Here is a 21,595-nt window from a genome sequence, read left to right as displayed (position 1 = left end):
AATGGATACGATAGAAACGAAGGCCTTTCACTTAATCTTGCATGGGGGAAATGCGAGAAGTTGTTCAATGGAAGCAATTGATTGCGCAAAGCGTGGAGAGTTTACAGAAGCAGAAGCTAAATTACAAGAAGCGTTAGAAGAATTAAAAGAGGCGCACCGTGTACAAACGGATCTCATACAGAAAGAAGCTGGTGGGGAAAAGACCGAAGTTACCCTTTTGATGGTGCACGCACAAGATCATTTAATGAATGCAATTACGGTGAAGGAATTAGCGAGTGAATTTGTAGAATTATATAAGAAGATGTCGGTAGCTGAATGAACCTTGCGTATGCAAGGTTTTTTATGTATGTGTCTGTACCATCAGTGGAGTGTTCGTTCCACTGATGGTATTTACAATCCTCCTTTTTAGAAATGAGTAAGGGTGGTATTTAATCGGTAGTAACAATCTCCCCTATACCACGGATTAGCTTTTTTATATGCATCTCATTTGGTTTTAATATACTTACGATATAATCAATCGCTATTTGCGGTTCAACGGTCGTACCACACGTATAACAGTCAATGGCTGCAAAGTTTTTTTCTGGATAAGTGTGAATAGAAAGGTGGCTTTCAGATAGTAAAACTAAAACAGTAACGCCATGCGGATTGAATTCTTTTGTACTTACGTTTAAAACATGTGCACCAGAGCGATCAGCAGCGGTAACTAAATGATATTCTAAAAAGTGAACATCATCTAATAGAGAAAAGTCCACTCCCCATAAATCTACTATTATATGCTTACCGAAAGTAGAGTATTCCATAAGGTAGCACTCCTCACTATAATATCGTTAAAATTCCATTTCCTTTTTGTAACATTGATGTAGGATAAGGTTCGATTCTGAATTTAAAAGAGCGAGATTACGTTGTTCTAAATGTTCTTCTTTAAATTGAAATAAAGGAGAAAGAAGAGAAGGTAATGTTCGAGGAGTTGGCACAACATATAATTGCTCAATTTGATCCAGTACATAGGCAGAATTAGCAGCAATATGAAAACCCCAGTCAGTTCCGAAAGAAGGAACGATTGTATGATAACTTTTCACAGTTAATCCAGCGTGTGCAATTGTGTTACCGATGCTCCAGTATACTAGAGGTGCATCAGCAGGCGAATTAGATTGGCAGACGAATGCTCCATCTTCTGTTAAAAATGTAGCTATACGAGCAAAAAGTTCGCTTGTATATAAAGTACTTAACAACTCTGTCGCTGGGTCTGGAAAATCAATAATGATTACATCGTATAAAGAGGAAGGGGAATTCAGAAATTCTTTTGCATCACATACGTGTGTGTTCACACGATTATCAAAAAATGCGCTTTTGTTCAAAGAAACTAATTCAGGAACGTTACGAGCCATATCAATCATCGATCCATCTAAATCAACAAGGTCTACATGTAGCACAGTTTCATATTTCAAAACTTCTCGTAAAGCAAGACCATCGCCACCACCTAATATAAGAACACGTTTTGGATCAATTACCTTTGACATAATTGGATGAACAAGTGCTTCATGATAAATTTGCTCATCAACGGAACTGAATTGTAGTTGCTTGTCCAAATATAAACGAACATCGCTTACTTGTAACAAATTAATATTTTGGTAATTACTTTGTTCTGTAAATAAACTTGTATGTTCACCAGCTTGTATTTCTTTGAGAGAAATTTCATCCCATATATCTAAGTTGTGTGAACTTGTTTCTATTATAGGTTCCGATTGTTCTTGCTTGTTCGGATTGTCTTGTTTACTGTGCTTGTCCTGCTTATTTTCTATTTCCCGTTGTTCTAGTCCAAATTTCTCAGAGTTTAATTCAGAGCGCTTGTCTTTTTTATAGCTAGTTATTCTATAAATCTTTATTTTCTTCTGTTTTCTATGTTTTGGCATAGGAATCCCCTTTCGAATTGTGTTATTTTACTCTATTCTATGTAATCTAGTAGAAGCTGCTTGGACAATAGAGAAAAGAGTGTGTTTAAGAGAGGTTTATTTTTCACTAGATTTTCATGCTAAAAAAGATTTTTTAGTGTTTTTTATTTTAAATACAACTAGACAACTAAACACTAATCTATTTTCATACAGTTATGTGTTAAAAGCGTGTTGTTTTATAACACACTGTGTGTTTTTTGAGTGACACACTAATTGAAAGCGTTAACACACAAAGAAAATGCTCGAAAAAGCACTGATTTTAGTGGTTTTAAAAAGTTGGCACGATAATTGCATTAATAAATAGCGTAAAGAAAAATAAATAAAACATAAATTTTTTATACTACACAAGGGGGATTTTCAAATGAATATTTTATTATGTTGCTCAGCAGGGATGTCTACAAGTTTACTAGTTACAAAAATGGAAGCGGCTGCAAAAGCTCGCGGTCTAGAAGGAAAGATTTGGGCTGTATCTGGGGATGCAGTAAAAAACAATATCGATCAAGCAGATGTATTATTACTAGGACCACAAGTTCGTTACATGCTGTCTTCAATGAAAACGCTTGCTGATGAGAAAAACGTTGGAATCGATGTTATCAATCCAATGCACTACGGCATGATGAATGGAGAAGCAGTTTTAGATCACGCATTAACACTTAAAAAATAATTAGGGGGGGAAGCGAAATGCAAAAGTTTATTGCATTTATGGAGAAATATATTGTTCCTGTCGCTGGTAAAATCGGATCGCAACGTCACTTAGCTGCGATCCGTGATGGATTTATTGCAGTTATGCCACTTATTTTAGTTGGTGCACTAGCATCACTAATTAATGGTTTTCCGTCTGAAGCTTTCCAAGATTTCATGAAAGGTTTGTTTGGTGAAACGTGGAAACAAGTTGGCGGTGGAATGTGGACTGGTTCTTTCGCGATTCTAGCACTAATCATAGCATTTACAACAAGTTATAACTTAGCAAAATCTTACGGCGTTGATGGTTTGTCAGCAGGTATTATTTCATTTGGTGCGTTAATTATTCTTACGCCAACAACACCGAAAGAAGGCGGATTGAACTTAGCTTGGACAGGTGCACAAGGGTTATTCGTAGCAATTATTGTGGCACTCCTTGTTACTGAGGTATTCCGTTTCTTTGTACAAAGAAACATTACATTTAAAATGCCTGATGGAGTACCACCAGCAGTTTTAAGATCGTTCGCAGCTATAGTTCCAGCATTTGTTATTTTAACAGTAGTTGCAGGTATTCAATTAGCAGTGAAATTAGCTGGTACAAGTGTTCATGAATTTATCTTTAATACGATTCAATCACCACTGCAAAGTTTAGCGGGGACATTACCAAGTGCAATTGTCATTGTACTCCTTGTTCATCTTCTTTGGTTCTTCGGTTTACATGGCCCAAATATCGTTGGTGGTATTATTGAGCCATTATACTTACCGGCATTAGAGAAAAACATGAAGTTATTCCAAGGTGGCACATCTGCATTTGATGTTCCAAACATTGTTACAAAACCATTCTTTGATACTTTCGTATATCTTGGTGGTTCTGGTGCAACATTAGCGTTCTTAGTCGTTGTGTTAATTGTAGCAAAAAGTGCACAATTACGCGGTGTATCTCGTCTATCAATTGGACCTGGTGCATTCAACATTAACGAACCAGTAATCTTTGGTACACCAATTATTTTAAATCCAGTTTTATTCTTGCCGTTTATCATAACACCAATTGTATTAGTAATTACTTCTTATACAGCTATATCTATTGGATGGGTACCAAAAACAGTTGCGATGATTCCATGGGCAACACCACCAATTATTAGTGGTTATCTTGTAACAGGTGGACATCTTTCAGGGGCAATTCTACAGTTATTCAACTTTGTAATTGCGATGGTAATCTACTATCCATTCGTTGTATTATGCGATCGTTCTGTTGTTCGTACTGAAAAAGCAGCAGCACAAGGAAATGACAACTCTGTACCTATGTAACATAGTAATTGTTCTCGCAGATAGTGTTATCTGTGAGAACAATCACCTTTATATCATGTTCAAAAAGATGAAATCCATCTACAAGAACACCAAACTATCATTTATAAAATAATAATGTAATAGAAATGTTCAAACTGAAGGGGTATTTCAATCGGTTGAACCATAATAGAGAGGGCGGTAATTATGATGACTACAGCAGAACAAATTCCATTTCAATTAATTTTAAATAGTGGTAATGCACGAAGCTTTGCGATGGAGGCACTTCAATTTGCCAAACAGGGGAAAATGGCAGAGGCTGATGAAGCGATGGTGAAGGCGAAAGAAGCGATTAATGAAGCGCATCATTTCCAAACAGAGCTCATACAATCAGAAGCAAGAGGAGAAAAAACAGAGGTTAGTGTCCTTTTAATTCACGCACAAGATCATTTAATGAATGCGATTACAGTAAAAGAATTGGCGGCAGAATTTATTGATCTTTATAAAAAATTAGAAGCGAAAGGGGAATAAAGCATGACTGGAATTAAAATTGCTACAATCGGCGGTGGATCTAGTTATACACCAGAGTTAATTGAAGGATTTATTAAACGTTATGATGAGCTTCCTGTTCGTGAAATTTGGTTAGTAGATATTGAGGCAGGAAAAGAAAAGTTAGAAATCGTTGGTAACTTAGCGAAACGTATGGTGAAAAAATCTGGTTTACCGATCGAGGTACATTTAACGCTTGATCGCCGCGAAGCATTAAAAGATGCTGATTTCGTAACTACGCAGCTTCGTGTAGGTTTATTAGAAGCTCGTGCAAAAGATGAAGCAATCCCATTAAAATATGATGTAATCGGTCAGGAAACGAATGGTCCTGGTGGTTTATTCAAAGCGCTGAGAACGATTCCTGTTATTTTAGATATTTGTAAGGATATGGAGGAGCTTTGTCCGAATGCATGGTTAATTAACTTTGCGAACCCAGCAGGTATGGTAACAGAAGCTGTCCTTCGTTATACAAATATTCAAAGAGTAGTTGGTCTATGTAACGTTCCAATCGGAATTCGCATGGGTCTTGCAAAATTGCTTGAAGTAGATGCAAGTCGTGTTCACGTTGATTTTGCAGGGTTAAATCATATGGTATATGGACTAGACGTATATTTAGATGGCGTAAGTGTAATGGATCGTGTGTTAGAGCTTGTAACAGATCCAGAAAAGCAAATTACGATGGAAAATATCGCAGCGCTTAACTGGGAGCCAGACTTTATTCGCGGCCTTCGTGCAATTCCATGTCCATACCATCGTTACTACTACAAAACACGTGAAATGTTAGAAGAAGAGAAAGAAGCTTCAGTTGAAAAAGGTACACGTGCAGAAGTAGTAAAACAATTAGAAAATGATTTATTCGAGTTATATAAAGACCCGAACTTAGATATTAAACCACCACAATTAGAAAAACGTGGCGGCGCTTATTATAGTGATGCAGCATGTAGCTTAATTACGTCTATTTACAATAATAAAGGTGATATCCAGCCTGTTAATACACGAAACAACGGAACAATTGCAAGCTTACCACATGATTCAGCTGTTGAAGTGAACTGTATTATTACGAAAGAAGGTCCAAAACCAATTGCAGTTGGAGATCTTCCAGTACCAGTTCGCGGTTTAGTACAGCAAATTAAATCATTTGAACGCACAACAATTGAAGCTGCTGTTACAGGGGATTATCATAAAGCGCTGCTTGCTATGACAATTAATCCACTTGTACCATCAGATAAGGTTGCAAAACAAATTTTAGATGAAATGTTGGAAGCACATAAAGAACATCTTCCACAGTTCTTCAAAAAGATAGAGAAATAAAGCGGCGCTATTTAGCCCGCTTTTTTTTATCCTATCCCACTTTAATGGGCAGTAANNAACTAATAATCAGTGGGGGGTGAAGAAAACCCCCCACTGATTAAAGTTTCACTTTATTAGGAGGTATTACGATGATTAAGTTAATTGTAAATGCAGATGATTTCGGTCTTACAGAAGGTACAAATTACGGCATTATTGATGGACATGTAAATGGACTTGTAAATTCAACGACGATGATGATGAATATGCCAGGAACAGAGCATGCGGTACGCTTAGCAAAAGAGTATAAAACATTAGGGGTAGGCGTACATCTCGTATTAACGGCAGGGAAACCGCTTCTTGGAGACGTACCATCACTTGTAAGTAGCGATGGATTGTTTCATAAACAAAGCATCGTATGGGAAGGGAAGATAAATCCGGAAGAAGTCGAGCGAGAATGGACTGCTCAAATTGAGAAATTCTTATCTTACGGATTAACGCCAACTCATTTAGATAGTCATCACCATGTGCACGGATTACCGATTTTGCACGATGTTCTTGAGAGATTAGCGGCTACATATAATGTTCCGATTCGTCGTTGTGAGGAAGAGCGAGCAGTACGCCCGTTTTCTGACGTATTTTACAGTGACTTTTACGCGGATGGTGTGACGGAAGATTACTTTGTGAAGTTAAAAGAAAGAGTACAAGGTGAACAAACGGTAGAAATTATGGTTCATCCAGCGTATATTGATCCAGAGCTTGTGAAGCGTTCTTCTTACGTAATGGATCGCGTGAAAGAATTGCGTATTTTAACAGAGAGTGAATTACCTGAAGGAATAGAGCTTGTGAAGTTTTAATAGAAAAAACGACGGTTATATCATGCCGTCGTTTTTTCTATTTACAAAATGGATAGAATATATCCGCCAAAGGCTCCGAGTATAACGATAACCCAAGGTGGTGTTTTCCAAAAAGCGAGCAAGCAAAATAGAAGAGATGCAAAAACAAAATCTACAGTTTTCATAATTGTGCTTGTCCAAATAGGATTATAAAAAGCTGCTAATAAAATACCGACAACAGCGGCATTGACTCCAAGTAGTGCACCTTGTATGAAAGATATTTTTCTCACACTGTTCCAAAATGGTAAAACACCAATAACGAGCAAGAAAGCAGGAAGAAAAATCGCAATTGTTGCAAGTATTGCCCCAAGCGTCCCGTTTAACACTGCTCCTATATAAGAGGCGAATGTAAATAGTGGTCCTGGCATTGCTTGTGTTAATCCGTATCCAGCTAGGAACTGTTCTTTCGTCATCATTCCGTTTTGTACGAACTCACCTTCAAGAAGAGGTAGCACGACGTGTCCGCCTCCAAATACAAGTGCACCAGAGCGATAGAAACTATCAAATAAAGCGATGTAATAAGAGAACGGTCTTAATATTGGTAGCAGTAGTAACAGCCCGAAGAATAAGATAAGACAAGAAACTGCTATTTTTTTTGAAATACGTACTTTTATATGTTGAGATTGGCCAATCGGTTGGTTGCGATATAAAAACCAGCCTATAAAGCCAGATATTATAATAAGGGTGACTTGTGTCCAGCTACTGGGCCATAATAAGGCGATTGCGGCAGTTACAATCGCAATCGTCGCACGATTTCGGTCTGGCGTTAATTTTTGTGCCATTCCCCATATGGCATGAGCAACAATAGCGACTGCTACAAGTTTTAGCCCATGAATCCAGCCAGCACTTCCAAGATTGAACTGATTAAGGAATGAGGCAAAGAAAACTAAAACAAGCACAGACGGTAAAGTGAATCCAATCCATGAAATAATAGCTCCTAATACCCCGCCTCTTAATAATCCAATCCCCATACCGACTTGGCTGCTAGCAGGACCAGGAAGGAATTGACATAGCGCTACTAAATCTCCATAACTTCGTTCATCCATCCATTTTCTTTTTTGTACATATTCGTGGTGGAAATAGCCGAGATGGGCAACGGGGCCACCAAATGAAGTAAGTCCTAATTTAAATGAAACGAGAAAAATCTCTAATAATGTGTGAAAAGTGTATTTGTTTTTTTTCAAAACGACCTCCGAGAATGTTTTTCTATGTGCATTATACAAGAGATAGTGAGGTAAAAGGAACGCTTGTAATGTAAAGATTGTGTGAATCTTTTCTTCGTAATTAACACTTGAAAAAGTCATAAATGATTATGTATAAACCATAAAGTAGTAGAAGTAGTGCTGGGAAATTTATATGAGGAGAATGCCCGTATGACAACACATTTCTTTGCGAGGTTAACAGGCAAGAGGGAAATACCTCCTGTAAATACAGAAGCTTTTGGCGTAGCAGAGTTTATATTTAGTGGTGATTTAAAGAAATTACAATATCGCGTCATATTGAAAAACATCGAAAAAGTTACATCATGCCAAATTCATTTAGGGAAAGCGGATCAAATTGGCCCAGTTGTTTTAAGTTTATTTGGTCCGTTAAAGCAAGGGATTAGTGTAAACGAAGGAGTCGTTACTGGTGTAGCTAATGTGGGAGATTTTGAAGGGCCGTTACAGGGGAGAGCGTTTGATAGCTTACTGCAAGAAATCGTGCAGGCGAATGTATATGTAAATGTTTATACGAAGTCCAATAAGAAGGGCGAAATCAGGGGAAGAATCAGGAAAGTAAAGAAGTAGAAAAAAGGCTGTCCATATTTTGGAACAGCCTTTTCTGCTATAAGGTGCAAATTTTAGCGATTATTGCCGGTAAATCGATATATATTGAAAATCGCTAATATAATCCAAGTTACAGTCGATATACTAAAGAACTGCCTCGATTAATTTTTTGCAGGTTGATTTTTAATGAAGAAGTCCATAACATAAAACACTTCGTCATCAGGTATTTGTATTTCAAACGTATTTTCAATTGGTTGCAACGCTTTTTTTACTTTCATATACATCCAGTATTCATCTTGTCTTCGTTTCTCTTTATCTGGATGAGGGAGAAGGCTTTCTCCTTTTTGAAGACGGTCAACCATACAGCTCATATGAAGAATAACACCCATTAAACTGTCAGGAGTTAGCTGTAAGGAAATTAATTCTTGAATTGTATTTAATGCGTAACGAATTGTTTTAATAAGTAGTGCTCCGTCATTGCGCTGCATTTGTTGTTCAAGAATATCAGCCATCTTTGCATATGTTTCTTCATACGTAATTAATTCTTGAATTGGCTGAATCGCTGTGTAGTTTACAATGTCTTGGAAATGATACGTTAAGCATGGTACCTTCACATCGAAATTCGTGACGATACAAATAATGTTCCGCTCTTTTTTTATGTTCTCAATCATTTTCGTTAAATCTTTTTCATGGACGATACTAATCGGAATGATTTCAATTAAGTCTTTGTCAAATCGCAAATAGTTTTCCAACATTTTTTGAATAGCTAAAGCACTGCCTTCCCCAGTTAAACAAGCTGTTAAAATAACAGATTTCATTGGAGATAGTGGCTTTTTCTTTTCTTCTTGTACGTTTAAGTAAAACGGTGTTAAGTTCTTCACCGTTTCATATAATGCATCTAACGAGTAGCCAAGCTGAGCTTTTCGAGCTGCTTCTAGTGCATGTGGAGTGCTTGTCATGGAAAGAACACGCACTGGAATTTTGAACTCAGTTTCTAATATATCACCAATATAAGCGAGCGATCCCATATCAACAAGTAAGAGGAGCCCGTTTACATTTTGGAGTGTCTTCATATACACTTTCACACGTTCTAAGAAATCTTTCGGCGATTCATGTAATGGCATATCGATACCGGTTACTTCATCAATGCCGAGCAGTTCGTTTGCGACGTTTGCCATTTCGGTTGCGATGCCGTTACCGTGCGCTAATATTAATACTTTTACTTCTGTTTGCGAGGCAGGAATTGGATCAACAACGAAGAACATTGTTAAAAAGCCTGCTTCATCGATAGGCATTGTTATTTGTAATTCATCCTCCAGTAGTTGAATGCATTGCATAGCTACAGAGAACGGTTCTTTATATTTCGTACGAATTTGATTTAATTGCGGGTGATGAATTTGTTTGCCAGCTTGCAAACGTTGTAAAGTTGTCTGTACATGTAAACTTAAAGCGAGAAATACTTTTTCATCAAACGTCTTAGATAAATGCTTTTCAGCAAGTTCTGCAATTCTTTCGCAAACGGAAACGATATTACGATCCACAATTTTAAAAACATTTTCATGACTTGTCTTTTTTGACATTTGGTTAAAATATTGTACGAAAAAGCTTTGAATATCATTTTCGATTAGTAATTCTAATTCATCCTCTTCAATACCGCGAGCTTGAAGTTCTTCATATTTATAATCAATATAATCGTAAATAGAAGACTGTTTTTCATTTTCTATTTTATGATTACTCCAACCTTCATCACCTGTAAATACAAATGTTTCATTCGGTATTTGGTATAGGTGACGGCTCTTTCTTTCAATGAATAGTCCTTCTTTCATATACCAAGGTAAATCTGTACTTGAAACATAGACAGAATCACGTTTCTTTGTCACGAAGTCAGAATAGGCTTTCGCACAGGCAATTTGTACATCCGTTTTTAATTGACCAATGTTATTGGGACAATTGTAAAAGACGAAAGCTCGCATTGCATTCGGACTAACGTGAATTTCTTTTCGCAGGCGGATTGCTTCATTTGTGAAAAATAGTTGTAGTAAAGCAAAGCGTTCTTTATGCGTACGCTCACGAAGTGGTGGCAGCGTGACAGTCATTGGTATACGTCTTGTAAATGTTTTTAATAAAAATGAATTTGGTTCTTCTGTTGTTGCAGTAATGATTAATACTTGTGCCTTACGTTCGTTTTCTGTTTCTCCAAGGCGGCGGTATACACCGCGGTCAATAAAGGTGAAAAGCATTTCTTGTCCCTCTGGAGGAAGGCGATGTACTTCGTCTAAGAAAAGGATCCCTTCATGTGCTTTTTCAATTAACCCTTTTTGATCACTTGACCCTGTATAAGCTCCTTTTTTGATCCCAAATAACTGCCCGAGTAGTAGCTGTGGATTATTTGCGTAATCAGCACAGTTAAAGACGATAAATGGTGCATTTTTAGGAAGCTGCTCGACTTCAATTGCATATTCGTGCATTAAAGAAGCGAACATAGATTTTCCGACTCCTGTTTCTCCGAGCAGTAAAGTATGCATACCGTTTGGAGGATAGAGAATAGAAGCTTTCGCTTTTTCAATTGCGATTTTAAGGCTCGTATTTTCAATTGCAAATGTATCTAATGAAGTCACTTCTTTTGAATGCGTTTCCAATGAAGCGTTCGTTTCGATATAAAAACGAACAGGACGCGTATTTGTTTTTAATAAACGTTTATCTTTTACAAGTTTGTTTAAGTCGCTACTTACATTGGCGCGATCTAATTGCAGAAGGGTAGCGAGTTCTAATGCGGTTACACCTTCTGTATAATTGCCTTTTTGTATTGCGTTAAAAATGAGATCTATTCGTTTCATTTCTATTCACCTCGAAACTTCATCACTATTTAAAATTTTACACAAAAATGGGAAGGGTGGGAAGAGAAAAATAAAACAGCTTTAGCATATAAGCGCTAAAGCTGTTACAATCTTGTGTCTTTCCAAAAGTTTACTTCGAGATGAGAAGATGGATTATAGGGCAGAAGTTTGTATCCTTGTGACTGTAAATAATCAATTACCTTTGGAAGTATTTGTACAGTTACACTCGAATCATGCATTAAAATCACTTCGACTTGTTCATCGCTCTGATTACGTACTCTTTCTAGTATGGCAGAAGGATTGTCATAGCTTTTCCAGTCATATGTATCGATTGTCCAATCCCACATTTTATACTGGGCTGATACAAGTGCATCACGGTAATTCTTTTTTAAGTATGGCATGCTACCATACGGGACACGAACGAGATGTGAATTTAATTTTGTAACTTGCTGAACGATGCTTTGTGCTTGTTCCATCTCTGTAATTAAAGTAGATGGATCACCAGTGTAAAGGCGTTTTACATCGTGTGACATACTGTGAAGTCCGATATAATGTCCGTCTTTAATCAATCGTTGCATTGTCTTTTTATAATGTGGCACTTTTCCACCAATAACAAAGAAAGTTGCTTTTCCATTCTTTTCTTTTAAGATGTTTAAAATTTGCGTAGTATATTTGTTTGGTCCGTCATCAAATGTTAAGTACGCGATTTTTTGGGTAGAAGAGGTAGTTTCGGTATTTGGATGATGTTCAGCAGGGGGAATGGTAGTCGCTCCTGCATGAGATGACGCGTACATAGTAATTGTTAAAAATAAAATAATGGATTGAAATACTCGCTTGATCATAACATTCACCCTCAGTTTGACAATCAAGATGTAAAAAAGAAAATATAATCCTTTTCTTATTATGTATATCTTTCTCCAATAGTGGGACTCTCAAACAAACTATATTTTGGAAATATGAAATGGGGAGTAAAAAAATAGCATCCTCTTATAAGAAAGAGGATGCTATTTGAATATTTCATAATAGTAAAGGCTATACTACAATTAGTCTTCGCGTTTTTTCACTTTTTTATAAAAGGAAATAATTGGTTTGTAACGTTCATGTACAAGCCCGATTACTTCAGCAATAATCTCTGTAAAGAAGATTAAAACGAAAAGAAGAATAATGGATAACCATAATGTCGCACTAGAGAAAATGATTGCATTTACACTAAAGAAAATACCGAATGCGTATATAATTAGTACCGTTTTACGATGAGAGAAGCCCATTGCAAGTAGACGGTGATGTAAATGCGATTTATCTGGTGCTGAAATAGGTTTTTTATTTACGATACGGCGGATAATTGCAAATGTCGTATCAAATACAGGTACGCCTAAAATGATAACTGGAACGATAAAGCTGAATAACGTTACACTTTTGTATAATCCAAGTAACGATATAACAGAAATACAGTATCCTAAAAATAGTGCGCCTGTATCTCCCATGAATATTTTTGCTGGATGGAAGTTGTAGAATAAAAATCCAATTGTACTTGCTAATGTAATTAATGCTAGTGGTAAGATAATAGCAGCTCCAGTGCCCCATGGGCTAGTGAAGGCCATATATGCTAGCGTTGCAAGTACGATAGATGAAATACCAGCAGATAATCCATCTAAGCCATCAATTAAGTTGATGGCATTTGTAATACCTACAATCCAAAATACTGTAATCGGATAAGCAAGCCATCCAAGTTCAGTATCCCCGAGGATTGGGATGTATAATACTTGCACTAATAATCCACTTTTTACAATCATAATGGCAACTAGTAGTTGTCCACCGAATTTTACCTTCGCAGATAACTCGTACATATCATCTAAAATACCGATGATTACAATGATAATCGCACCTAGCGTTATCGATAACATTCTTTGTTCGTATAAGCCGCCGACAACAAATCCTACAGCTACACCAATAAATATCGCTAACCCGCCAAGACGAGGCATGATCTTTTGGTGCACTTTACGAGCGTTTGGCTTATCTGTTGCTCCTATTTTAAAAGCTAACTTAATAACTAAAGGAGTAACGACGAGTACAGTGATGAAAGATGCCAAAATGGCATAAATCACTTGTGAGTCCATGAATACCCCACCCTTTTATAGTCTAACGTAATTTTTTTAATGTATTTATCTGAAAATTATGATGTTTATTTACAGGCTCATAACATATGGTATCACAAAAAGATTAGAATTCAATCTTTTTTTCTTTGTATGGTAAATGGGAGCAGATAGAATATATGACAATGGTATACAGAATGTTGAATCGTTTGAGAAGTTTAATCGTATCGGAATTTAGAATATGACATTTTTTCTTGTTCTTTGATGATGAATACTTTCATTTCAATATTATAAGTGTTACACGTAGAAATGAGTAAGTTCCGTGTTAAAATGTGGGAATTTATCTCGCGTGTACGGGTAGTAATGCTCAAGCCCTTAAAATTTAGTTGGAGGAAAGAAATTAGGGGGAGTATTCATTCCTGTAAAATCCAAATTGGTTTAACAAATAATTAATGAAGGTTGTTTAATTTTACAAAAACTTAAAAAAGAATGAAAAAAGGAATTCATATAATAAAGAAGTAAAAGAGTTTTCTCATTTTTAATGTGAGAGGGGGAAGCACAGGGAAAATTCTATGTATTCGTATATTTTCTATTGTATATTCCTGTGCGAAAAGGAAATGAAAATTACGATAATAGGTACCGGATACGTTGGATTGATTACAGGAGTAGGTTTGGCAATGTTAGGCCATTCGGTTACATGCTTTGATATAAATGATGAGAAAATGGAACGGATAAAACAAGGGGATCTGCCCATTTATGAAGCTGGCTTATATGAACTAATGAATGATGCATGTGAGAATAATCGTTTAACTTTTACAACGAGTAGAGTAAAAGCATTTAACGATGCGGAATTTATATTTATTGCAGTTGGGACACCATCTTTATTAGATGGAACGGCGGATTTAACATATATTCGAAATGCTTGTGATGATATCGGAACATATGCGACGAATGACATTATTGTCGTGACGAAAAGTACGGTCCCTGTAGGAACAAATGATGTTATGAAGGAATGGATTGAGGAGAGATTACAAAATAGATATGAATTACATATCGTATCGAATCCAGAATTTTTACGGGAAGGTTCAGGGATTTATGATTTCTTCCAAGGAGATCGTATTGTAATTGGAGCAGATAACGAGGAAGCGGCACGAAAAGTTGAAAATTTATATAGTGGATTATATTTGAAAACATATGTTACAGATATAAAAAGTGCAGAGATGATTAAATACGCATCGAATGCCTTTTTAGCGACAAAAATTAGTTTTATCAATGAAATTTCAAATATATGTGAGAAGGTAGGAGCTAATGTATTAGACGTTGCACAAGGGATGGGAATGGATAAGCGAATTGGTGCGTCTTTTTTAAATGCGGGCATTGGGTACGGGGGATCGTGTTTTCCGAAAGATACGAAAGCCCTTGTGCAACTTGCAGGGAATGTGGCGCATGATTTTCGTTTGTTAAAAGCCGTCATTGAAGTAAATAATAAACAACAGTTGTTATTGATTGAGAAAGCGAAGAAAGTAATAAATATGAATAAGCAGCGGATTGCCGTGCTAGGGGCGGCATTTAAACCGAATACGGATGATATAAGAGATGCACCTTCCCTTATTATGATACAAGAACTATTAAATATAGGGGCGGATGTAGTTCTATATGATCCGAAGGCGATTCACAATATGAAAAATATCTTTGGGGGGACTATACAATATAGTGAATGTATAGATGAATCGATTAGAGGAGCGAGTGCGGCTTTTATCATAACGGAATGGGAAGCAATTAGAGCTTATCCGTTAGAAAAGTACGCACAACTCATGAGAGAACCTATTTTATTCGATGGAAGAAATTGTTATACTAATGAGGATGTTGAGAAACAAGGGATAGATTATTATTCGATTGGAAGAGAAAGTATTTGTAAGAGAGACTTTTCCGTTATTCGTTAAAAAGGTATGTATTCATGTATATTCTTATATGTCATAATAGAATTTGTAACTAGTGAAAGAAAAGAGGCAATGAAATGACTGAACGTTTAAAAGTAATGACAATTTTCGGGACACGTCCAGAAGCAATTAAAATGGCACCTCTTGTATTAGAGTTGCAAAAACATCCAGAGAAAATTGAATCGATTGTGACTGTAACAGCGCAACATCGTCAAATGTTAGACCAAGTATTAAGTATCTTTGGAATTACACCAGATTTCGATTTGAATATTATGAAGGATCGCCAAACTTTAATTGATATTACAACACGTGGTTTAGAAGGTTTGGATAAAGTAATGAAAGAAGCAAAGCCGGATATTGTACTTGTACATGGTGATACAACGACAACATTTATTGCAAGTTTAGCTGCTTTCTATAATCAAATTCCAGTAGGGCATGTTGAAGCAGGACTTCGTACATGGGATAAATATTCTCCATACCCAGAAGAGATGAACCGCCAATTAACAGGCGTAATGGCAGACCTTCACTTCTCACCTACAGCGAAATCAGCGACGAACTTACAGAAAGAAAATAAAGATGAGTCACGCATTTTCATCACTGGAAATACAGCGATTGACGCACTAAAAACGACTGTAAAAGAAACATACAGTCATCCTGTATTAGAGAAACTTGGAAATGATCGTCTTGTACTTATGACAGCTCACCGTCGTGAAAACTTAGGAGAGCCAATGCGTAACATGTTCCGTGCAATTAAACGTCTTGTTGATAAGCATGAAGACGTACAAGTTGTGTATCCTGTTCATATGAACCCTGTTGTTCGTGAAACTGCAAATGATATTTTAGGCGATCATGGCCGCATTCATTTAATTGAACCGCTAGATGTAATTGATTTCCACAATGTTGCAGCTCGTTCATACTTAATGTTAACTGACTCTGGTGGGGTACAAGAGGAAGCACCATCACTCGGTGTACCAGTTCTTGTTCTTCGTGATACAACAGAGCGTCCAGAAGGTATTGAAGCAGGTACATTGAAATTAGCAGGAACAGACGAAGAGACAATCTTTAGTCTTGCTGATGAATTGTTATCAGATAAAGAAGCTCATGATAAGATGTCGAAAGCATCTAACCCATACGGTGATGGCCGTGCATCAGAGCGAATTGTAGAAGCAATTTTACAACACTTTAATAAGTAAATAAAAAAGAGCCAAATCATATGTGATTTGGCTCTTTTGTTATTGCTGATTTCTCATAATCCACTCTGCATGAGCATTTGTGGAAGGAGGAGGCTCAGCTGGTGTTTTATTTTGATTTTGGTTCGTTTCTTTCTTTGCTTTTTCGCTAGAGTTAGAATTTGATTCCGTTTTTGTTGTTGGATTTTCTTGCGTGTTTACCTTTTCTCCTAATTCTTTTTTAATTTCGTTACGTACTGCCTCAACACTGTTTGGATCCGGAAGGAAGTAATAAATACCGCCTATCTTTTTGTCTTCACCTTCAAGCTTTAACGTTTGCATTGTGGAAGGATCAAACCCAGAAAGTTTATTATAAAGAGCAAGTCCGTCTGAAATAGGAATGTCGGTTTTTATATATTTTCCAACGACAGTCGTTAAATCTTTAATTTTAAATACAGTAGAGGTGGAGTTTAGTTTGTGAGCAACAGCGGCCAGTAATTGTCTTTGTCTAGCAGCTCGACCATAATCGCCATTTGGATCTTGCTTTCGCATACGTACATAGGCAAGTGCTTCTTCACCGTTTAAGTTTTGCTGTCCTTGCTTAAATTGAATTTTTTTGTAGTAATCCACGTCAGAGCGCTCCCAGAAATCGAAGGGTACGTCAACGGTAACGCCGCCAACAGCATCAACAATACCTTTAAAGCCTTGGAAATCAATTTTAAGATAATGGTCTACAGGCACTTTTAGAAAACCTTCAACCGTTTTGATTGCCATTTCTTCTCCGCCATAAGCGTGCGCAGCGTTAATTTTATCCTCTTTATTCTTTCCGACAATTGGAACACGACTATCACGAGGGATACTCATAAGCGAAATTTTCTTCGTCTTCGGATTGACTGTTGCAAACATTAATGAATCTGTACGACCGTTTTGACCGTCTGTCGCATAATCCTCTATACCCATAATAAGGATTGTAAAAGGTTCTTTTGTAATTTCTACATCTTCGGTTCTCAAATCCGATTTTTCACGAGTAAAACCACTATACATCCCCATGAGAGAAGAGTAAGAATTTAATACATAAAGTCCTACACTGCCAAATAAAAATAAGAAAATAAGGAAGATGAAAAACTTTCTTCTTCGCTTCTTTTTTATTCTGCTATTTTGGAGATGATAATAACGTTCTTCCATATATAATCTCCTTAGTTCATTTGTAGGGAAGTAATTCACTACATTAATCTTTAAAGGTGATAATATAGTTATTCTTAGATAGCATCTTGTTCTAAGTACAACATATCTCCCTCTGTAATTGTACATTTCCCATTTGTTAATTCAATCATCCAATCTGTGAATGGTTGTTTTCCAGCTTCTTCTACATACGTATCAAATGTGACATTTTCGAGATAATGTATATCTTTAATGGCATATTTTGAATTGCGTAATTCATTTTCAATTTTGCCAAGTAATGTGTAATCAATTTCGGTCTGCATAACACGCATGAGCTTTCGCTCAACAACACCGACATGATTAATGCCTTCGCTTGTACATTTTCCGTATGCGCGAATTAACCCACCTGCACCAAGTTTGATGCCACCAAAGTAGCGGGTAACGACAACGACAGTATCTTTTAAACCGCGTTTTTTTAGTACCTCTAACATAGGTACACCAGCTGTACCACTAGGTTCGCCATCATCATTTGCTTTTTGGATTTGATCTTGTTCGCCAATTAAATAAGCGGAACAATTATGTGTCGCATTCCAGTTTTGTTTTTTTATTTTTTGTATAAATTCTTGAGCTTCTTCTTCGGTTGTAGCTCGGCTAATGTAACAGATAAATCTTGATTTCTGAATGACAATTTCGTGCTCACCGTAGTCTTTGATTGTTAAATATTGTAATAACACTCGAATACGCCCCTATCTACCAAAGTGACTAGTACTTTACATTTTAAAAGCGAGCGTTTTTATATTCAAACATTTTTTATAAATAAGTTAAAATTTTTGGTGAGTATTTCACCTTTTTGTTGTAATTTGTCAAAATGGTGAGTATAATTTCAAGCCGGTATTTTCATGTATGGATGCACCATTTTTAGTTTTCGTGTAAAATTAGGAAATAAAAACTTTTTTATAAGGCAGGTACGAAAATGAAAACAGCTATTGTTACTGATAGTACAGCATATATACCGAAGCATATTCGTGATGAACTCAATATATATATGATTCCATTAAACGTTGTGTTTGGAACGGAATCTTATCAAGAAGAAGCTGAAATTTCAGCAGATGATTTTTATGTAAAAGTACGTGAGCAAGAAGAACTTCCGAAAACTTCTCAACCAGCAATCGGAAAGTTTGTTGAGCTATATGAAGAATTATCTAAGGATTATGATGCGGTTATTAGCATCCATCTTTCAAGTGGAATTAGTGGTACATATCAAACTTCAACGACAGCGGGACAGATGGTAGAGGGAATTGATGTATATACGTACGACTCTGAAATTAGTTGTGAAGTACAAGGATTCTATGTGCGTGAGGGTGCAAGGCTAGCGAGCGAAGGAAAGGATCCGAAAGAGATTATCGCCCGTTTTGACGAAATGAAACAAACGATGGACGCTTATTTTGTAGTAGATGATTTACACCATTTACAACGTGGAGGAAGATTAAATAGTGCCCAAGCTTTCATCGGTAGTTTGTTACAAGTGAAGCCCGTTTTATATTTTAGAGATAAAATCATTATTCCGTTTGAAAAGATTCGTACGCGTAAAAAAGCATTAAAACGTATCGTTGAAATTTTTGATGAGCAAGCAAGTAAAGGTGTACCTATGGAAGCAGTTATCATTCATGCACAACGTGAAGAGGAAGCGAATGAATGGAAGGCTGAATTAGAAGCAAAATATCCTCATGTCACAATCCGTATAGGTTATTTTGGTGCTGTAATTGGTACGCATTTAGGTGAAGGTGCATTAGGTCTTGGATGGTATACGAAGTAATAAAGATATAAAAAGCTCTCTTTTTGAAGAGGGTTTTTTTACGGATATTTTACGTGTAGTTGACAAGTTAATATTTGGAAATGGTAAAATGTACGTAAAATAAAATAACGAGGAAAGTTTTATAACTTACTTTTTACAAGAAACTATATTATAATGGAAGAGAGGTGAAACATATGGAGCATAATTCTTGTTTATGTCCAAAGTTTGAGTCAGCTTTTACTTTGCTTAGTAAGAAATGGACTGGCTTAATTATTAAATCTTTGCTTGAAGAGTCAAAACGTTTTAGAGAAATCGCAGATATTATACCGAATATGAGCGATCGCATGTTGTCAGAGCGTTTAAAGGAATTGGAAAGCGAAGGCATTGTAGTTCGTAATGTTTATCCAGAAGTACCAGTTCGAATCGAGTACGGCTTAACTGATAAAGGGAAAGCATTAGAAAGTGTTATGGATGAAGTCCAAAATTGGGCTGAAAAATGGATGAAATAACGTTTTGATTTCATTCGTCTTAGTACATTTAATAAAACGTAAGGGAAACCTTGCGTTTTTTTCTTTGCTTATAAAAAGTATTTAAAATTCTACACATACATACAAAAATATGCATATTTTGCGATAGTGTTACATATAATATTACATTTGTTTTACAAAAGCGTAACATTAGCAAAAAAAATCCCGAATTATGGTATAAATTTTATAGGTTATATACGGAAAAAGAAAAAAAGAAAGCGGTGTAAAAAATACAATGAAAAAGCTAAAAATGGCATCTTGCGCATTAGTTGCAGGGTTAATGTTTTCAGGGCTAACACCAAATGTATTTGCAGAAGATAAAATTGCTGACGTGAAATCACAAATTAACACACAAAATGATACTTTACATAAACAACAACAAGAACGTGATGAATTACAAAAACAAATGAATGACTTAAACAAAACAATTCAAGGTTTGGATAAGTCTGTTCAAGAGAATGCTTCAAAGCTTGATGAAACGATGAAAAAAGTTGCTGATACGGAGCAATTAATCGAAAAGAAAAATAAAGATATTGCAGAATTACAAACGAAAATTGCAAAACGTGAAGAGTTATTAAGAAAACGTTTAGTTGCACTTCAAGAGCAACCAAACACAAATGTTGTAACAGAAGTTCTTGTAAACTCTAAAAACGTTGCAGATTTAGTTGATCGCTTAACTTCTGTTTCTAAAATTCTTGAGTCTGACGAAGATATCATGAAAACACAACAAGAAGATCAAGCGAACGTGAAAAAAGATGTTGAAACGGTAAAAACAAAGCAAAAAGAATTAAAAGAAGCACAAGCTCAAATTGAAACTGCTAAGAAAGAACTTGACGCTGAAAAAGAGAAAAAAGCAGCGGCAGTAAACGATTTAAGCGGTAAAATGGATACAGTTGTAACTTCTATGACAAGTACGGAAGATCAATTGAAAGATCTTGAGAAGCAAGCGTTACAATTACAACGTATTGCTGAACAAGAAGCGCAAGAAAAAGCTGCGCAAGAAGCTGCTGCTCAAAAGCAAGCAGAGCAAGCGGCTAAAGCTGCGCAAGCTCAGCCAGCACCAGCAGAGCAAGCTGCACCTGCAGCACCAGCAAACAACGGTGGACAAGCTCAGAAAGAAGAGCCTAAAAAGGAAGAACCTAAAAAAGAAGAGCCTAAAAAAGAAGCACCTAAGCAAGAAACGAAAAAACCAGAGCCAGCACCAGCTTCAAATGCGGGTGGCGTAATTGGTAAAGCGCAAGGTTACTTAGGCTTACCGTATGTTTGGGGAAGTGCATCTCCATCAAACGGTGGTTTTGACTGTAGTGGATTCATTTCTTACATCTATGGTGTAGGACGTCAAGACGTTGCAGGTTACTGGAACTCAGTTTCTAAAGTAAGTAGCCCACAACCTGGAGATTTAGTTTTCTTCCAAGGTACTTATAAACCAGGTCCATCTCACATCGGTATTTACGTTGGTAATGGCCAAATGATTCATGCTGGTGATAAAGGGATTGCTTACGCTAGCTTAAGCAGTAGCTACAACCAAAAACATTTCTTAGGATACGGTCGATTCTAGGATTTATAAACGAATAAAACATGTGTATAAAGTCGATAGCTTACTATTTTATAAGTAGGTTATCGGCTTTTTGCGTTTTTACGAGATTATAAGCAAGGTT

Annotated in this window: 19 protein-coding genes and 1 pseudogene; 12 read left to right on the top strand and 8 right to left on the bottom strand. The window is 36.4% G+C overall.

Annotation, left to right across the window (positions count from 1 at the left end):
- Position 1: 1 nt before the first annotated feature.
- The gene (locus tag COL05_RS20545) at positions 2–319 is read left to right on the top strand and encodes a PTS sugar transporter subunit IIA (RefSeq protein ID WP_000379634.1); all 318 of its coding nucleotides are present in this window, start codon (positions 2–4) and stop codon (positions 317–319) included.
- Between the two features lie 109 nt (positions 320–428).
- On the opposite strand, the gene speD is transcribed toward COL05_RS20545, so the two are convergent.
- A complete protein-coding gene (gene speD, locus COL05_RS20540) occupies positions 429–800 on the bottom strand; it encodes an adenosylmethionine decarboxylase (RefSeq protein WP_098669945.1) in 372 nt (123 codons plus the stop codon).
- 27 nt (positions 801–827) lie between these two features.
- A complete protein-coding gene (locus COL05_RS20535) occupies positions 828–1,913 on the bottom strand; it encodes a polyamine aminopropyltransferase (RefSeq protein WP_098669944.1) in 1,086 nt (361 codons plus the stop codon).
- Positions 1,914–2,313: 400 nt separating this feature from the next.
- Here COL05_RS20535 and COL05_RS20530 point away from each other — a divergent pair, with 400 nt between their 5' ends.
- The 5 genes from COL05_RS20530 (at position 2,314) to chbG (ending at position 6,610) form a co-directional block, all read left to right on the top strand.
- Complete coding sequence (locus tag COL05_RS20530; protein WP_001023563.1) at positions 2,314–2,616, top strand: PTS sugar transporter subunit IIB; 303 nt, start codon at positions 2,314–2,316, stop codon at positions 2,614–2,616.
- A 17-nt stretch (positions 2,617–2,633) separates the two neighbouring features.
- Positions 2,634–3,941, top strand: a complete 1,308-nt coding sequence (celB, locus tag COL05_RS20525) for a PTS cellobiose transporter subunit IIC (protein WP_098669943.1) — start codon at positions 2,634–2,636, stop codon at positions 3,939–3,941.
- A gap of 183 nt (positions 3,942–4,124) precedes the next feature.
- Entirely contained in the window at positions 4,125–4,448 is a 324-nt protein-coding gene (locus COL05_RS20520) for a PTS lactose/cellobiose transporter subunit IIA (protein ID WP_000989055.1), read from the top strand.
- Positions 4,449–4,451: 3 nt separating this feature from the next.
- On the top strand, positions 4,452–5,777 hold the full coding sequence (celF, locus tag COL05_RS20515) for a 6-phospho-beta-glucosidase (protein WP_098669942.1): 1,326 nt from the start codon (positions 4,452–4,454) through the stop codon (positions 5,775–5,777).
- A gap of 128 nt (positions 5,778–5,905) precedes the next feature.
- Positions 5,906–6,610, top strand: coding sequence for a chitin disaccharide deacetylase (gene chbG / locus COL05_RS20510; protein WP_098669941.1), 705 nt, complete (start codon positions 5,906–5,908; stop codon positions 6,608–6,610).
- A gap of 41 nt (positions 6,611–6,651) precedes the next feature.
- Here the strand turns inward: chbG and COL05_RS20505 are convergent, their stop codons facing one another.
- Positions 6,652–7,833, bottom strand: coding sequence for a chromate transporter (locus COL05_RS20505; RefSeq protein ID WP_098669940.1), 1,182 nt, complete (start codon positions 7,831–7,833; stop codon positions 6,652–6,654).
- Between the two features lie 189 nt (positions 7,834–8,022).
- Here COL05_RS20505 and exsM point away from each other — a divergent pair, with 189 nt between their 5' ends.
- Positions 8,023–8,436 carry an exosporium regulatory protein ExsM gene (exsM, locus tag COL05_RS20500; protein WP_098669939.1) on the top strand — a complete coding sequence of 138 codons (414 nt, stop codon included), beginning with the start codon at positions 8,023–8,025 and terminating at the stop codon, positions 8,434–8,436.
- 140 nt (positions 8,437–8,576) lie between these two features.
- On the opposite strand, the gene COL05_RS20495 is transcribed toward exsM, so the two are convergent.
- The 3 genes from COL05_RS20495 to COL05_RS20485 all read right to left on the bottom strand — a co-directional run bounded on the left by COL05_RS20495 (position 8,577) and on the right by COL05_RS20485 (position 13,369).
- A complete protein-coding gene (locus COL05_RS20495; RefSeq protein ID WP_098669938.1) occupies positions 8,577–11,252 on the bottom strand; it encodes a sigma-54-dependent transcriptional regulator in 2,676 nt (891 codons plus the stop codon).
- A gap of 104 nt (positions 11,253–11,356) precedes the next feature.
- The gene (locus tag COL05_RS20490) at positions 11,357–12,094 is read right to left on the bottom strand and encodes a polysaccharide deacetylase family protein (RefSeq protein WP_098669937.1); all 738 of its coding nucleotides are present in this window, start codon (positions 12,092–12,094) and stop codon (positions 11,357–11,359) included.
- Positions 12,095–12,295: 201 nt separating this feature from the next.
- Positions 12,296–13,369, bottom strand: a complete 1,074-nt coding sequence (locus COL05_RS20485; RefSeq protein ID WP_061529281.1) for a glycosyltransferase family 4 protein — start codon at positions 13,367–13,369, stop codon at positions 12,296–12,298.
- A gap of 548 nt (positions 13,370–13,917) precedes the next feature.
- On the opposite strand from COL05_RS20485, the gene COL05_RS20480 reads away from it, so the two are divergent.
- Both COL05_RS20480 and wecB read left to right on the top strand, forming a co-directional pair.
- Positions 13,918–15,288, top strand: coding sequence for a UDP-glucose dehydrogenase family protein (locus COL05_RS20480; protein ID WP_098669936.1), 1,371 nt, complete (start codon positions 13,918–13,920; stop codon positions 15,286–15,288).
- A gap of 74 nt (positions 15,289–15,362) precedes the next feature.
- Complete coding sequence (gene wecB / locus COL05_RS20475; protein ID WP_000140129.1) at positions 15,363–16,478, top strand: non-hydrolyzing UDP-N-acetylglucosamine 2-epimerase; 1,116 nt, start codon at positions 15,363–15,365, stop codon at positions 16,476–16,478.
- Between the two features lie 39 nt (positions 16,479–16,517).
- On the opposite strand, the gene COL05_RS20470 is transcribed toward wecB, so the two are convergent.
- Positions 16,518–17,639, bottom strand: a complete 1,122-nt coding sequence (locus COL05_RS20470; RefSeq protein WP_098669935.1) for an LCP family protein — start codon at positions 17,637–17,639, stop codon at positions 16,518–16,520.
- A gap of 74 nt (positions 17,640–17,713) precedes the next feature.
- Positions 17,714–18,349: a YigZ family protein gene (locus tag COL05_RS20465; protein ID WP_098669934.1), complete on the bottom strand. Its 636-nt coding sequence runs from the start codon at positions 18,347–18,349 to the stop codon at positions 17,714–17,716.
- A gap of 239 nt (positions 18,350–18,588) precedes the next feature.
- Here COL05_RS20465 and COL05_RS20460 point away from each other — a divergent pair, with 239 nt between their 5' ends.
- From COL05_RS20460 to COL05_RS20445, 3 genes and pseudogenes are all read left to right on the top strand, one after another.
- Positions 18,589–19,431, top strand: coding sequence for a DegV family protein (locus tag COL05_RS20460; protein ID WP_098669933.1), 843 nt, complete (start codon positions 18,589–18,591; stop codon positions 19,429–19,431).
- 173 nt (positions 19,432–19,604) lie between these two features.
- Positions 19,605–19,919 carry a winged helix-turn-helix transcriptional regulator gene (locus COL05_RS20450; RefSeq protein ID WP_000400857.1) on the top strand — a complete coding sequence of 105 codons (315 nt, stop codon included), beginning with the start codon at positions 19,605–19,607 and terminating at the stop codon, positions 19,917–19,919.
- 147 nt (positions 19,920–20,066) lie between these two features.
- Positions 20,067–21,495 (top strand): annotated as a pseudogene (locus COL05_RS20445) (C40 family peptidase).
- Positions 21,496–21,595 lie beyond the last annotated feature (100 nt).

Origin of the sequence: Bacillus sp. AFS059628, assembly GCF_002571225.1 — a bacterium.
Classification (GTDB): domain Bacteria; phylum Bacillota; class Bacilli; order Bacillales; family Bacillaceae_G; genus Bacillus_A.
Note: the sequence above shows the minus strand (reverse complement) of the source record. Positions and strands in the feature narration are given on the sequence as shown.

Excerpts from the sequence above, each read along its gene's own strand:
- COL05_RS20545 (WP_000379634.1), top strand. The coding sequence starts at position 2 with ATGGATACGATAGAAACGAAGGCCTTTCACTTAATCTTGCATGGGGGA.
- speD (WP_098669945.1), bottom strand. The coding sequence starts at position 800 with ATGGAATACTCTACTTTCGGTAAGCATATAATAGTAGATTTATGGGGA.
- COL05_RS20535 (WP_098669944.1), bottom strand. The coding sequence starts at position 1,913 with ATGCCAAAACATAGAAAACAGAAGAAAATAAAGATTTATAGAATAACT.
- COL05_RS20530 (WP_001023563.1), top strand. The coding sequence starts at position 2,314 with ATGAATATTTTATTATGTTGCTCAGCAGGGATGTCTACAAGTTTACTA.
- celB (WP_098669943.1), top strand. The coding sequence starts at position 2,634 with ATGCAAAAGTTTATTGCATTTATGGAGAAATATATTGTTCCTGTCGCT.
- COL05_RS20520 (WP_000989055.1), top strand. The coding sequence starts at position 4,125 with ATGATGACTACAGCAGAACAAATTCCATTTCAATTAATTTTAAATAGT.
- celF (WP_098669942.1), top strand. The coding sequence starts at position 4,452 with ATGACTGGAATTAAAATTGCTACAATCGGCGGTGGATCTAGTTATACA.
- chbG (WP_098669941.1), top strand. The coding sequence starts at position 5,906 with ATGATTAAGTTAATTGTAAATGCAGATGATTTCGGTCTTACAGAAGGT.
- exsM (WP_098669939.1), top strand. The coding sequence starts at position 8,023 with ATGACAACACATTTCTTTGCGAGGTTAACAGGCAAGAGGGAAATACCT.
- COL05_RS20495 (WP_098669938.1), bottom strand. The coding sequence starts at position 11,252 with ATGAAACGAATAGATCTCATTTTTAACGCAATACAAAAAGGCAATTAT.
- COL05_RS20490 (WP_098669937.1), bottom strand. The coding sequence starts at position 12,094 with ATGATCAAGCGAGTATTTCAATCCATTATTTTATTTTTAACAATTACT.
- COL05_RS20485 (WP_061529281.1), bottom strand. The coding sequence starts at position 13,369 with ATGGACTCACAAGTGATTTATGCCATTTTGGCATCTTTCATCACTGTA.
- COL05_RS20480 (WP_098669936.1), top strand. The coding sequence starts at position 13,918 with ATGTATTCGTATATTTTCTATTGTATATTCCTGTGCGAAAAGGAAATG.
- wecB (WP_000140129.1), top strand. The coding sequence starts at position 15,363 with ATGACTGAACGTTTAAAAGTAATGACAATTTTCGGGACACGTCCAGAA.
- COL05_RS20470 (WP_098669935.1), bottom strand. The coding sequence starts at position 17,639 with ATGGAAGAACGTTATTATCATCTCCAAAATAGCAGAATAAAAAAGAAG.
- COL05_RS20460 (WP_098669933.1), top strand. The coding sequence starts at position 18,589 with ATGAAAACAGCTATTGTTACTGATAGTACAGCATATATACCGAAGCAT.
- COL05_RS20450 (WP_000400857.1), top strand. The coding sequence starts at position 19,605 with ATGGAGCATAATTCTTGTTTATGTCCAAAGTTTGAGTCAGCTTTTACT.